This is a genomic window from Vibrio sp. 03_296, assembly GCF_002265885.1.
Genome location: NZ_NPKW01000007.1, coordinates 43,133 through 56,091 on the forward strand (window position 1 = coordinate 43,133; position 12,959 = coordinate 56,091).

Here is a 12,959-nt window from a genome sequence, read left to right on the forward strand (position 1 = left end):
AGAGAGGCCGGGTTCTGTTTGAGTTCACAAAAATGGGGCTAATGATAGCAATTATATTGCCTTTCATACAGAGCCGATTTAGTGAAATTTTGACTTTTTATTAAAGTACTCGCAGGACTGCCAATTTTGCCTGAAGTTGTTACTATGACGCCCAGAAATAAAAAGTGTGAAGAGAACGAAAATGAGTAATTTGCTGGCAGAAAAACGCCTTACACCCCAACAGATGCTAGAGGATTTACCCGGTTTCATGCAGAAAATCGAGTCGCTGGCCGATTTGTTGCAACTGGATTTGAGTTTTGCTCAAGCGGATCATATTGCGATGCGCGTAAACGAGAATCAAACCGCGCAGTTGTCTCAGCAAATGTGGAGTGAACAAGGCAAAGTGATCTCACAGGCGAACATCAATGGTCGTCCGATCATTGTGATCGTGTTTGATACGCCACTCGCCAGTCGCGGTTGGAAAATCGAATGCTTAGAGCTGCCTTATCCGGCAGAAGGAAAAGCGTATCCCCATGAAGGTTGGGAACATGTGGAGTTTGTCGTCCCATCTCATGCTCAGACGGCTGAAGACTATTTGGCAGATTTGAAACACACCTATCCAGCGTTTGGCGCTCAGTTGAGCAAACTCGAGGAACTGGGGGTTAAGGTGAAGCTGTCGAGTCCGAAGGGAGAGGGTGAACGGTTGAACAATCCGACGGTTGCGTTCAAATACCAAGGCATTTGCATCAAGCTGCACCCACATTCTTTAAAACGTATTGTTGAGTCTGAGCAAGCCTAGCTGCGCAGAAAAATAAAGGGTTGCAATTGTCGCAACCCTTTTAGTTCGTCCCATTCTATGTTTAAAGGATGACGGTTTTGTTGCCATACACAAAAACGTGGTCATTCAGTACTTTATTGAGCGCCTTGCTCAACACATTCTTCTCAACATCGCGACCCGCTTGCGCCATGTCCTGCGCGCTGAAGTTGTGATCAACCGGAATCACGTCTTGTTTGATGATTGGGCCTTCATCTAAATCATTGGTGACAAAGTGCGCCGTGGCGCCGATGATTTTTACACCGCGATCAAAAGCTTGCTGATAAGGTTTCGCCCCAATAAAGGCAGGCAAGAAGCTGTGGTGGATGTTGATGATCTTATGGTGATATTTCTCAACAAAACCTGGCGTGAGCACACGCATGTATTTCGCTAGCACCAAATAATCTGGCTGATACTGACCAATTACTTCAAGCATTTTCTGTTCGTGACTTTCACGATCGAGCCCTTCATGACAAACATGGTGATAAGGGATGTCAAATTTTTCCGTGAGGCTTTGCAGTTTGTCGTAGTTACCTACCACAGCCGCAATGTCCACATCCAAACTGCCGTCGTAATTCTTCATCAGAATATCACCTAAGCAGTGCGCTTCTTTGGTGACCAAAATCACGATGCGCTTGCGCTCAGAGCTCATCAACTTGCGCTTAGCTCCCGGTGGCAAAGCTTGGTCGAGATCGGCAAGAAAAGTGTGGTCGTTAAAGTATCCCTCCAGCTCGGTTCGCATAAAAAAGTGACCGCTGGAATTATCTACAAACTCATTGTTGTGAATAATGTTCAGTTGATGCTTGTAACAAATGTTGGTGATTTTAGAGATCAGACCCGGCGCGTCTGAGCAATGAGTCAGTAGTGTTTTCTTTTCCATATTAGAGATACTTCCGTGATTTATTTTTTTTATGGTACGAATAATTGTTTGGGCGTCGAACGGTGAACTAAACCGCAATACAGGCCTAATAGATAATCTATTATTAAGATGGTTTCAAACAAATTCTCCAGTAAAACGTTTGGCTGGAGACGTTGTCTGAATTGAGCCTTCATAAGAATCATAGAGGTGGTGTATATGGACAAAGATCTACTGGCTCGAAAACTGTATGTAGAGAGAGTGAGCTCTCTGATCGGTAACCATGAAATAGATGAGGATCGCATTACTGAACTTTGGGAAAATCGAGCTTCTCCAGCCGAAGCGGCCAAGGCCATCTTAGGGGAAGAGGATCAATTTACCGGCCCAGCGTGGCTTGCACGCTATTTAAACCGCAAATAACCGACCAAATACCTGCCGAGGCGAAGACAATTGGGATTCGCCTCAAAAAGACAAACCTGACATAATCTGTGCCACTGACCCCTCAGCAGAACACAGAATGATAGCAAAAACGTTTTCTTCCAAAGGCGCTTTAGGCAAGGCCATTCCGGGCTTTCAAGCTCGTCAACCTCAGGTCGATATGGCCGAAGCGGTCGCCGAGGCGATCCAACAGCAAACACAGCTCGTGGTTGAAGCGGGGACCGGAACCGGCAAAACCTTCGCCTATCTGGTGCCAGCTCTTCTGAGTGGTAAAAAGGTCATCATTTCTACTGGTTCGAAAAACTTGCAAGAACAGCTTTTTCATCGTGATTTGCCATTGATGACCGATGCGTTGGGCTTTTTTGGACAAGTTGCGTTACTGAAAGGCCGCTCCAACTATTTGTGTTTAGAGCGTTTAAGTCGACAAATGGTCGAAGTGCATCACAATGAAGCGGATTCCACTTCATTAAGCCAATTGGTCAAAGTGCGCAGTTGGTCTTCGGAAACCAAAACGGGCGACTTGGGTGATTGTGAAGAGTTGCCAGAAGACAGCATGATCATTCCTACCATCACGTCAACCAATGACAACTGCTTAGGTAAAGATTGTCCAAGTTACCAAGATTGCTTTGTGTTAAAAGCGCGAAAAAAAGCGCTAGATGCCGATGTGGTGGTGGTGAACCATCACCTTTTTCTTGCCGATCTGGCGATCAAAGAGACAGGTTTTGGTGAGCTGATCCCAGAAGCGGATGTGTTTATTTTTGATGAGGCGCATCAACTGCCTGATATTGCGAGCGAATATTTTGGTCAGTCACTCTCCAGCCGCCAGATTCTCGATTTGGCCAAAGACATTGAAATTGCCTATCGCACGGAAGTGAAAGACATGCGTCAGCTGCAAAAAGTAGGGGAAAAATTAGCCCAAACCGCAATGGATATACGCATTGTGCTGGGTGAGCCCGGCTTTCGTGGCAATTGGCGTGATGCCTTACAATCGCCATCCATCAAGCGCGAAGTGGATCGCTTGGTGGATGCGTTGGATTTGACCATCGACGTACTCAAGCTCGCGTTAGGTCGTTGCCAATTGCTTGATGTGGCGTTTGAGCGCGCTAACCTTATTAAAGGTCGTTTAGAACGAGTGTGTGACACTAGCATCACGGGCTATTCATACTGGTTTGATACCTCGCCGCGCCATTTTACATTGCACATCACACCGCTCTCTGTTGCAGACAAATTTCATGAGCAAATAGAGATCAAACAGGGCGCGTGGATCTTCACCTCTGCCACGTTGGCGGTGGGGGACGATTTTAGTCATTTTACCGACCGCTTAGGCTTAAAGCCGCTAAAGCAATTCTCATTGCCAAGTCCATTTGATTATGCCGAGCAGGCGCGATTGTGCGTCCCTCGCTATCTACCAGAGCCCAATAGCCCAGGTTTGGCGCAAAAACTGGTGAGCATGTTGGCACCGGTGATTGAATCCAACCAAGGGCGCTGTTTCTTCCTCTGTACTTCACATTCGATGATGCGTGAATTAGGCGAGCGTTTTCGCGAGGTTTTAGGCTTGCCCGTTTTATTGCAAGGTGAGATGAGCAAACAGCGCACGCTCGCTGAATTTATGGAGTTGGGGAATGCCTTGCTGGTGGCCACTGGCGCTTTTTGGGAAGGAATCGATGTTAGAGGTGACGCCTTAAGCTGTGTTATCATCGACAAACTTCCTTTTACATCACCAGATGACCCGCTACTCAAAGCTCGTATCGAAGATTGTCGATTGCGAGGAGGAGAGCCGTTTGAGCAAGTACAACTGCCTGATGCAGTCATTACGCTTAAACAAGGGGTAGGGCGTCTGATTCGAGATCAAAAAGATCGTGGGGCGTTAATCATCTGTGACAACCGCTTGGTCACAAGAGAGTACGGCGGCATTTTTCTTGCCAGTTTACCTCCGATCCCAAGAACCCGTGATTTGGATTTGATTCAACAATTTCTAACAGAACAAACAGAGAACTGAATGAGCGCTAAAATTCTTGCTATCGACACCGCAACCGAAAACTGTTCAGTCGCCCTTTTAGTCGGCGACCAAGTCTTTTCACGTAGCGAAGTGGCCCCGCGTGACCACACCAAAAAAGTGCTCCCTATGGTGGAAGAGGTGTTGCAACAAGCTGGATTGAAACTGACCGATTTAGATGCGCTTGCTTTTGGTCGTGGTCCTGGCAGTTTTACGGGCGTGCGAATTGGCATCGGTATTGCACAAGGTTTAGCATTCGGTGCGGATTTGCCAATGATTGGCATTTCAACACTGGCAGCGATGGCGCAAGGTTCATTCCGTGTACACGGAGCGACATCGGTGGTGGCGGCGATTGATGCGCGCATGGATGAAGTCTATTGGGGACGCTACCAGCGTCAGCAAGATGGCAGTTGGCTTGCCGTGGATGCGGAATGCGTCATTCCTCCGGCGCAATTAGCACAAAATATCACGGCCGATCAACAGAGCTGGACAAGCGCGGGTACAGGATGGGATGCTTACGCTGAAAGCTTAGCCAATTTGCCGTTGAACATCGAAGCGGGTGAGGTGCTTTACCCTGATGCTCAAGATATTGTTGTCCTTGCTAAGTATGAGCTTGCGGCGGGCAATACGGTCGCCGTGGAAGAGTCTAGCCCAGTTTATCTGCGCGATAACGTGGCTTGGAAAAAATTACCAGGGCGTGAATAACGCCCCCTTAAAGTGATGGAACGCGATGGCTTCAATTAACGGTTTACCTCCTGCGATTATTCCCGGTACGCAACGGACGAATAAAAGCAGCAACAAGCGTAAGGTGGCGAAAAACCAACAGCAACAAGCGGTTGGTCAAACGTCCAAGGTAGCCAATGCTGTTGCCCATAGCATCCAAAATGTCAAAGAATCTGACATTCATAAAGCGCAAATTCAGTATGATCTTCCCGAAGGTCATGCTCGACGCGCAATGCAAGAATACATGGACGTAATGAATCAAGCCAAAAGAGAGGAACTTGCCCAGTTGCTCGGTGTCGATATCTACATTTGACCCTTTTGTTGCTTTGATGACTGAAGACAGGCAGGTAAATAATGAAGAAAACGGTTCGCTCTCTTTTCGCAATGATCGCTTTGCTCGGCTTGGCGGCGTGTAGTTCTCTCCCACAAGAGCTGACGGCGCAAAACCAAGAAGTGCTAACGGATTATAAAATCTTTGCAGAAAGCCAAGGCGTGGTGACGCAAGATGTTCGTTTGGGTGGCGTGATTGCTAAAGTGGACAATCTCAAAGACAAAACGCGCATTGAAATTGTTAACTTGCCGATCGATAAAAACGGAAAGCCCGACATTAGCCAAGAACCCAATGGACGTTTTGTTGCCTACCTTGAAGGCTACTTAGAGCCCGTTGCGTTTAGTCAAGGGCGTTTGATTACCGTTGTCGGCACTGCTGCAGGGGAAGAGCAAGGCAAAATCGGCGAGTATGATTACGTATTTCCTGTGGTGAAGAGCTACGGTTATCGCCTTTGGACTATCGAAGAGCGAGTGAGAGTGTATGACACTTCAAGCTACCTCTACCCGTGTTATTCGATTACTTGCCGACAAATGCGCGACTTCCCGCGTGACGGAAAAATCATTCAAGATGTAAAATAATGTGTGAGACGCGTTATGCTATCGCCAGTGGAACGCTGGCTGCAATCGAGTATGGTGATTCGAAAACGGCTGATTTATCAGTCGTTTTTCTTCATGGCTGGTTAGATAACGCCGCCAGTTTCCAGTCTGTCATCGAGCATCTCCACCAAAGAGCACCAGAGCTTCACCTCTGTGCATTTGATTTGCCGGGGCATGGATACTCATCTCACAAATCCGTGGACAACTTTTATCCATTCCACGATTACATCGATGACGTTTATCAGTTTTTGCGTGTTTTATCGCCAAATAAACTGCTACTAGTAGGCCATTCACTTGGTGCTTTGATTGCAAGTTGTTATAGTGCGGCCTTTCCTGAACAAGTGACAGCTCTGGTTCAGATAGAAGGTTACGGGCCTTTGGCTGAAGCCCCGCAAAAGGCGGTTGAAAGGCTCAGGCAAGGGGTACTCAGCCGTAATCGTTTGCGTGTGAAACCCTCCCGTAATCTTAATAGTTTGGAAGAAGCATTAACGCTTCGTTCAACCGCTAATCAGCTTTCTGCGGATTTATTGAGACCGATTGTCGAGCGTGGTGTTGTTCAGCAGCACGGTGTGTGGCAATGGCGACATGATGTGAAACTTAAGTGTGATTCGCTCTATCGATTGTCTCAGAAACATGCCGAAACGATTTTAGACCAAATTTCCTGTTTTCATCTGATCATATTAGGCGAGAATGGATTTCGTGAGCTTAAGGATATCAGTCACTTAAATGCGAAAAATCCAGCCCAAATTGAGACAGTGCAAGGCGGTCATCACTGTCACTTAGAGCAATCACTCGAGGTCGCAATGCGAATTCTTGGAGTAGTTAACAAAATTTAAACAAGTGTTTGAGAGTTTCGTGCTCAAGCATGCCTGCTGTGCTGTAATAGTGAACAAATAAAAAGGACGCTATCTCGCAAGCTTCTCTTGCGTAGGCCAGCTTTAAACGAGGAGTAACATCGTGGAAAAACCATGGCTTTCACGTTATCCATCTGACGTACCTGAAACCATCAACCCTGATCAGTATGAATCACTGGTCGAAATGTTTGAGCAATCAGTACAGAAATACGCCGACCAACCTGCATTTATGAACATGGGTTCGGTGATGACCTTTCGCAAGTTGGAAGAGCGTAGCCGTGCGTTTGCTGCGTATCTACAAAATGATCTTAAGCTGAAAAAAGGCGACAGAGTGGCACTCATGATGCCAAACCTGCTGCAATATCCAGTGGCGCTGTTTGGCGTGTTGCGCGCGGGCTGTATCGCGGTAAACGTTAACCCGCTCTACACGCCACGTGAACTAGAACATCAGTTGAATGACTCTGGTGCTGCTGCGATTGTTATTGTGTCAAACTTTGCCAATACGCTAGAGCAAATTGTTGAAAACACGCCAGTGAAACACGTGGTGCTCACCAGCCTAGGTCAAATGCTGCCTCGTGCGAAAGGCACCATCGTTGATTTCGTCGTGAAGTACGTCAAAGGCATGGTACCAAAGTACGATCTGCCTGGGGCCATCTCGATGCGTAAAGCCTTGCACAAAGGCCGTCGTCTTCAGTACGTCAAACCCTTTATGACTGGCGATGACATTGCGTTCTTGCAATACACCGGTGGTACCACGGGCGTCGCGAAAGGTGCAATCCTTACTCACCGCAATATGATTGCTAACGTGATGCAAGCTAAAGGCATGTATGGCCCGGTTCTTCAGCCTGGCCGTGAGCTTGTGGTGACTGCGCTGCCGCTGTATCACGTATTTGCGTTGACGGTGAACTGCTTGCTGTTCATTGAAATGGGTGGCCGCAACCTATTGATCACCAACCCTCGCGATATTCCAGGGTTTGTTAAAGAGTTGCAAAAATACCCATTCACCGCCATTACCGGGGTAAACACGCTGTTTAACGCGCTGGTCAATAATGAAGATTTCCATGAGCTGAACTTCAGCCATCTTAAACTGGCGGTTGGCGGTGGTATGGCTGTTCAACGTGCGGTGGCGGATAAATGGAAGAAAACCACAGGTTGTTACCTTCTCGAAGGTTACGGTTTAACCGAGTGTTCTCCTCTCGTTGCTGCGTATCCACATGACCTTGTCGATTACAATGGTTCAATTGGTCTGCCAGTACCTTCAACCGAAGTTCGTATTATCAACGATGAAGGTGAAGCGTTAGCTAACACGGAAACGGGTGAGCTGCAGGTGCGTGGTCCTCAGGTGATGCAAGGCTATTGGCAGCGTCCTGAAGCGACCAAAGAAGTGATCAACAGCGAGGGCTGGTTGTCGACTGGCGATATCGTCAAATTCGATGAAGATGGTTTCTTGCACATTGTTGATCGCAAGAAAGATATGATTCTGGTGTCTGGTTTCAACGTTTATCCTAACGAGATCGAAGATGTGGTTGCGCTGCACGGCAAAGTCCTTGAAGTGGCGGCCATCGGTCAGCCACACGAAGTGTCTGGTGAACTGGTTAAGATTTATGTGGTTAAGCGTGACCCAAGTCTAACCAAAGAAGAAATCATCAGCCACTGTCGTCAGCACTTGACGGGCTATAAAGTGCCGAAGTTGATTGAGTTCCGTGAAGATCTGCCGAAAACCAACGTTGGTAAGATTTTGCGTCGCGTATTACGCGATGAAAATGATGCTAAGCTTGGCAAAGAGAATGAGGCAGCGTAAGCCGCGCAAAGTGTCACGAAGAGTGTTAAAATGCCAGCCGAATTCCAAGGCTGGCATTTTTATTTTCAAAGCGATAGCGAGAGACGAGTGAATTACCAAATTATTACCGAAAACCAAGACCTAGTTAGGGTATGCAGTAAAGCGCGAGAAGCAGACGTTGTGATGTTGGATACTGAGTTTGTCCGCACCCGAACGTATTACCCACAATTGGGCTTAATTCAGCTTTTTGATGGTGACACCCTCTCGCTGATTGATCCGACGGTTCTGACTGATATGAGTGCGTTCGCTGAGTTACTTAACGATGCCTCGGTAATGAAAGTTCTGCATGCATGTGGCGAAGATCTGGAAGTGTTTCATAATGCATTTGGCACGATTCCGGCGCCGATGGTGGACACGCAAATCATGGCTGCGTTTTTGGGGCACGGTCTATCGACGGGCTTTGCCGCGTTGGTAGAGCAGTACCTTAACGTGGAACTGGATAAGAGTGAGTCGCGTACGGACTGGTTGGCTCGTCCTCTGAGTGACAAACAGCTTGAATACGCCGCGGCAGACGTTCACTACTTGCTGCCGCTGTACGACATCTTGTTGGAAAAAGTGATGGCAGCGGGCTGGTGGCAAGCGGCTCAACAAGAGAGCGAACTGCAAGCAAGCAAGCGCGTAAAAACGCCGAATGTCGAAGAGGCGTACCTCGATATAAAAGGGGCTTGGCAGCTTAAGCCAAGAGAGCTTGCAATACTCAAACCGCTTGCGACTTGGCGTATGCAAGAGGCGATTCGTCGCGACTTAGCGTTGAACTTTGTTTTCAAAGAACACGACTTACTCACGGTGGCTCGTTTAGGGTTAACCAGTTTTAAGCGCATGGAAGAAGAGGGGATGGATGTTCGCTCAGTACAGCGTCATGGCAATCGAATTGCTGCGATGGTGAAGTCGGCGCGTGAGACGGACCCTGAAGATTATCCCGCGCCAATTGAACGCTTGATGGATTTGCCGGGCTATAAACAGTTGTTCAAAAAACTCAAAGATGAAGTCACTCGCGCGTCAAAAGCGACAGGTTTAGCGAGCGAGTTTTTAGCGTCGAAGAAGCAGACTAATCACTTGATCAGTTGGGTATGGAAACATCAGCGCGATCAAAATCGCCTGCCAGATTTGATGCAAGGTTGGCGCTTAGACATTCTGGGCGAAAAAATGAACAAACTAATTTAGAGCACGCTAGAAGCATTTGCTTTATGGATAAATAAAAACAGACGGTCTCAGCCGTCTGTTTTTCTATCCGATGAAAGAAAGGTTACTTCTCTTCGTCTGGTAGTTTCACGTTCAATTCCAAGACGGAAATGTCGTCATCTTTATGCTCAAATGTGAGATCGACCATCGACGGATCAATCGCAACGTATTTGCTGATTACCTTAAGAATGTCTTCTTTCAGCTGTGGCAAGTATGAAGGCGCAGGATCATTTTGGCTGCGGCGCTCGGCGACGATGATCTGTAAACGCTCTTTAGCGAGGCTTGCAGAGGTCTTTTTTTGTGGGCGGAAAAACTCAAGCAGTGACATATTTAGCCTCCAAACAGTCGTTTAAACAGTCCTTTCTTCTCCTCAGTAAGGAAACGAAAATCCACTTGATTACCCAGTAGGCGATCAACTGTGTCTGAATAGGCCATGCCAGCATCGGTGTTTTCATCAAAAATCACGGGCACGCCTTTGTTCGAGGCATTCAGTACCGCTTGGCTCTCAGGAATGACACCAAGCAGAGAAATATGCAGAATTTCTTCGACGTCTTCAACGCTCAGCATTTCGCCAAGATTCACGCGAGCAGGATTGTAACGGGTCAACAAGAGATGCTGCTTGACCGGCTCAAGTCCTTGTTCTGCACGCAGAGATTTCGAATCCAAAATCCCCAAGATACGGTCTGAATCTCGCACAGAAGAGACTTCTGGGTTAGTGGTGACAATTGCTTCATCTGCAAAGTATAGCGCCATTAACGCACCTTGCTCGATGCCTGCGGGTGAATCACAGATGACAAAATCAAAGCCCATCTCATCGAGCTCATCCAACACACGTTTGACCCCTTCTTTGGTCAACGCATCTTTATCGCGCGTTTGAGAAGCGGGCAAAATGAATAAGTTGTCGACGCGTTTGTCTTTGATCATCGCCTGATTGAGCGTCGCTTCGCCATTAATCACGTTAACAAAGTCATAGACCACACGACGTTCACAGCCCATGATCAAATCTAGGTTACGTAGGCCGATATCAAAATCGATAACCGCTGTCTTTTTTCCTTTCAGCGCAAGGCCTGAAGCAATCGCGGCGCTGGACGTGGTTTTGCCAACCCCGCCTTTACCCGAAGTAACAACAATAATGCGTGCCATTGTGTGATTTCCTTTTAATTCTTTACTGAGTGAGCGCTTCGAGATGGAGTGATTCGTCCACCAAGCTCAACATCACTTTTTGCTGCCAAAATTGGCGTTCAATTTGGTCACTGAGCCAGTAGTTGCCCGCAATTGAGATCAGCTCTGCTTGCAAGTCATGGCAAATAATTCGTGCTTCCTTTTGGCCGCTTGCCCCGGCAATCGCTCGGCCACGTAAGGTGCCGTGAATATGGATCGAGCCATCGGCGATAACTTCGGCCCCCGCACTGACGTGACTAAGAATGACCAAATCCCCGTCTTTAGCGTAAATTTGCTGGCCAGAACGAATAGGGGTGCGAACAATTTTGGTCGGTGCCATCTTTGCAGGAGCCTGCGTTGGCGATTTGCTGGTCGACATGATGGCAAACCCAGCATCGGAAGCCAGATTCTGGGTTCGTTTATCTTTAGCTCCAGTAATGCCAACAGGAATAAAACCGGCTTGTGATATGCCTTGTTTTAGCGCGACAAAATCGAGGTCGCCTTCAACGTTGGCGATATTGATCACAACAGGTGCAGCCGCGAAAAAAGCGGGCGCTTGCTCAACTTTTTCTTGGACAAATTCGATAGCCGTGTCGACCGAGTTGTTGCAAAGGTGCAGAACCGATAACGTAAAGCTGCTACCTTTTAGGTCTGGAGAGTGAGACATTAGATACTTCTTGCCTTTGTTGAAAGAGCGTTGTCTTTTACTAAGGCTGTCATGTTATATTTCATCCCAATACGCAGCAAGTTCTCTTGCTGTCAAATAAGTGATTTCGTCTAAAAAATTAGGTTTAAATTAAATTTCGCGTGTCAAACGCGAAAATCAGCACAAAAGGCTTGTCATGCTTTGTTCTATCTATAAAAGTTCTAAGAAAGAAGGCACATATCTTTACATCCCCAAAAAAGATGATTTTTCACAGGTTCCTGACACATTAATGCAGATGTTCGGTAAGCCTTCTCATGTGATGACGGTGAATCTTGAAGGGCGTAGTTTGGCATTAGTGAACATTGAAAAAGTAAAAGAATCGCTCAACAACGAGGGCTTTTTCTTGCAACTGCCACCTCCGCCAGAAAATCTATTACAACAACATAAAGAGCGTAAAGCGCAGCAGAAAGAAGACTAAGGTTTAAACGCCTTGTGAAGTAGGTCAGCTCGATTGCTCAAGGAGGACTATTTGAAAAAATTGGTAACCGCGATACTCAGCATCGGACTTTGTTCATCGGCGTGGGCGAACACCGAAAGCTTTGAGCAGTATCTTGAGCGTTTAAAAGCCCAAGCGGCAGAAGAAGGTATTTCGGCTCAAACCATAGAGCAAGCCTTTCGCGATGTGCAATTTAAGCCACGAGCGGTGAAAGCCGATCGCAACCAACCGGAGAAAAAGCAAACGCTGGATGAATATCTTCCTCGTGCGGTGCCGGATTGGAAAGTGAAACAAGCCAAAGATCTCTATGAAAAACACTACACCGAATTAAGCCAGATTGCGGATCGCTATGGCGTACAAGCACGCTTTATCGTCGCGCTTTGGGGCGTCGAAAGTAACTTTGGTAAGTTCACCGGCAATTTCCCTGTGGTTGATGCTTTATCAACCATGGCCTATGAAGGGCGTCGGGAAGCTTTCTTTCGTGCCGAAACCATGGCCGCGCTGAAAATCTTAGACCAAGGCCATATAGAGTTTGAAAACTTCAAAGGCTCTTGGGCAGGCGCGATGGGGCAGTGTCAGTTTATGCCAAGCTCTTTCCTTGCCTATGCGGCAGACGGCAACGGTGATGGCAAGAAAGACATCTGGAACACCAAAGCCGATGTGTTTGCTTCAACAGCCAGTTACCTCAGCCAATCTGGTTGGGATGACAAATACACTTGGGGTCGCCAAGTGCGCGTACCTAAAGGGTTTGATCTTGAGCTGGAAGGGCGAGAAGAGGCGAAAGGCAAATACCTGCAGGAATGGAAAAAACTGGGTATTACCAGCATCAATGGCCGCCCGTTACCTAAGCTAAACGAAGACATTAAAGCTTGGTTAGTGATGCCTGATGATGAGAATGGCCGCGCTTATCTGGTCTACAACAACTACAATGTGTTGATGAAGTGGAATCGCTCGCATTACTTTGCACTGGCAGTGAGCCATTTGGCTGACCGCATCAAAAATTAATTCAATTCGGCTTGTGGCGTTAGCCACAAGCCAACAGCGATA

General features: G+C 47.4%; 15 protein-coding genes. 11 read left to right on the forward strand and 4 right to left on the reverse strand.

Features of this window, described 5'->3' with window-relative positions:
- Positions 1 to 181: 181 nt before the first annotated feature.
- Positions 182 to 778 (forward strand): VOC family protein, encoded by a 597-nt coding sequence (locus CIK04_RS00380; protein ID WP_039447776.1) that lies wholly within the window; start codon positions 182 to 184, stop codon positions 776 to 778.
- A 61-nt stretch (positions 779 to 839) separates the two neighbouring features.
- Here CIK04_RS00380 and purU read toward each other — a convergent pair whose 3' ends face one another.
- Positions 840 to 1,673, reverse strand: coding sequence for a formyltetrahydrofolate deformylase (gene purU / locus CIK04_RS00385; protein WP_017421001.1), 834 nt, complete (start codon positions 1,671 to 1,673; stop codon positions 840 to 842).
- A gap of 195 nt (positions 1,674 to 1,868) precedes the next feature.
- Between purU and CIK04_RS00390 the strand changes: the two genes are divergently transcribed.
- From CIK04_RS00390 to rnd, 8 genes are all read left to right on the forward strand, one after another.
- The gene (locus CIK04_RS00390; protein WP_026050452.1) at positions 1,869 to 2,069 is read left to right on the forward strand and encodes a hypothetical protein; all 201 of its coding nucleotides are present in this window, start codon (positions 1,869 to 1,871) and stop codon (positions 2,067 to 2,069) included.
- A gap of 97 nt (positions 2,070 to 2,166) precedes the next feature.
- Entirely contained in the window at positions 2,167 to 4,086 is a 1,920-nt protein-coding gene (locus CIK04_RS00395) for an ATP-dependent DNA helicase (protein ID WP_097353223.1), read from the forward strand.
- Positions 4,087 to 4,788, forward strand: coding sequence for a tRNA (adenosine(37)-N6)-threonylcarbamoyltransferase complex dimerization subunit type 1 TsaB (tsaB, locus tag CIK04_RS00400; protein ID WP_038939428.1), 702 nt, complete (start codon positions 4,087 to 4,089; stop codon positions 4,786 to 4,788).
- Positions 4,789 to 4,813: 25 nt separating this feature from the next.
- The gene (locus CIK04_RS00405) at positions 4,814 to 5,119 is read left to right on the forward strand and encodes a hypothetical protein (protein WP_011149807.1); all 306 of its coding nucleotides are present in this window, start codon (positions 4,814 to 4,816) and stop codon (positions 5,117 to 5,119) included.
- Positions 5,120 to 5,160: 41 nt separating this feature from the next.
- Positions 5,161 to 5,715 (forward strand): Slp family lipoprotein, encoded by a 555-nt coding sequence (locus tag CIK04_RS00410; protein ID WP_011078255.1) that lies wholly within the window; start codon positions 5,161 to 5,163, stop codon positions 5,713 to 5,715.
- On the forward strand, positions 5,715 to 6,569 hold the full coding sequence (locus tag CIK04_RS00415) for an alpha/beta fold hydrolase (RefSeq protein WP_097353224.1): 855 nt from the start codon (positions 5,715 to 5,717) through the stop codon (positions 6,567 to 6,569). The genes CIK04_RS00410 and CIK04_RS00415 overlap by 1 nt, the downstream gene beginning before the upstream one ends.
- 121 nt (positions 6,570 to 6,690) lie before the next feature.
- Positions 6,691 to 8,388: a long-chain-fatty-acid--CoA ligase FadD gene (gene fadD, locus CIK04_RS00420; protein WP_097353225.1), complete on the forward strand. Its 1,698-nt coding sequence runs from the start codon at positions 6,691 to 6,693 to the stop codon at positions 8,386 to 8,388.
- Between the two features lie 87 nt (positions 8,389 to 8,475).
- Positions 8,476 to 9,591 carry a ribonuclease D gene (gene rnd, locus CIK04_RS00425; RefSeq protein WP_127891379.1) on the forward strand — a complete coding sequence of 372 codons (1,116 nt, stop codon included), beginning with the start codon at positions 8,476 to 8,478 and terminating at the stop codon, positions 9,589 to 9,591.
- A gap of 82 nt (positions 9,592 to 9,673) precedes the next feature.
- On the opposite strand, the gene minE is transcribed toward rnd, so the two are convergent.
- The 3 genes from minE to minC are packed head-to-tail and all read right to left on the reverse strand — an operon-like array spanning position 9,674 to position 11,437.
- The gene (gene minE, locus CIK04_RS00430; protein ID WP_017420993.1) at positions 9,674 to 9,937 is read right to left on the reverse strand and encodes a cell division topological specificity factor MinE; all 264 of its coding nucleotides are present in this window, start codon (positions 9,935 to 9,937) and stop codon (positions 9,674 to 9,676) included.
- A gap of 2 nt (positions 9,938 to 9,939) precedes the next feature.
- Entirely contained in the window at positions 9,940 to 10,752 is an 813-nt protein-coding gene (gene minD, locus CIK04_RS00435) for a septum site-determining protein MinD (protein ID WP_011149811.1), read from the reverse strand.
- A gap of 22 nt (positions 10,753 to 10,774) precedes the next feature.
- Positions 10,775 to 11,437 (reverse strand): septum site-determining protein MinC, encoded by a 663-nt coding sequence (gene minC, locus CIK04_RS00440; protein ID WP_097353226.1) that lies wholly within the window; start codon positions 11,435 to 11,437, stop codon positions 10,775 to 10,777.
- 175 nt (positions 11,438 to 11,612) lie between these two features.
- On the opposite strand from minC, the gene CIK04_RS00445 reads away from it, so the two are divergent.
- Together CIK04_RS00445 and CIK04_RS00450 are read left to right on the forward strand one after the other, a co-directional pair.
- Positions 11,613 to 11,894, forward strand: coding sequence for a YcgL domain-containing protein (locus CIK04_RS00445; RefSeq protein WP_017420991.1), 282 nt, complete (start codon positions 11,613 to 11,615; stop codon positions 11,892 to 11,894).
- 51 nt (positions 11,895 to 11,945) lie between these two features.
- A complete protein-coding gene (locus CIK04_RS00450; RefSeq protein WP_017420990.1) occupies positions 11,946 to 12,917 on the forward strand; it encodes a lytic transglycosylase domain-containing protein in 972 nt (323 codons plus the stop codon).
- The last annotated feature ends 42 nt before the right edge of the window (positions 12,918 to 12,959 follow it).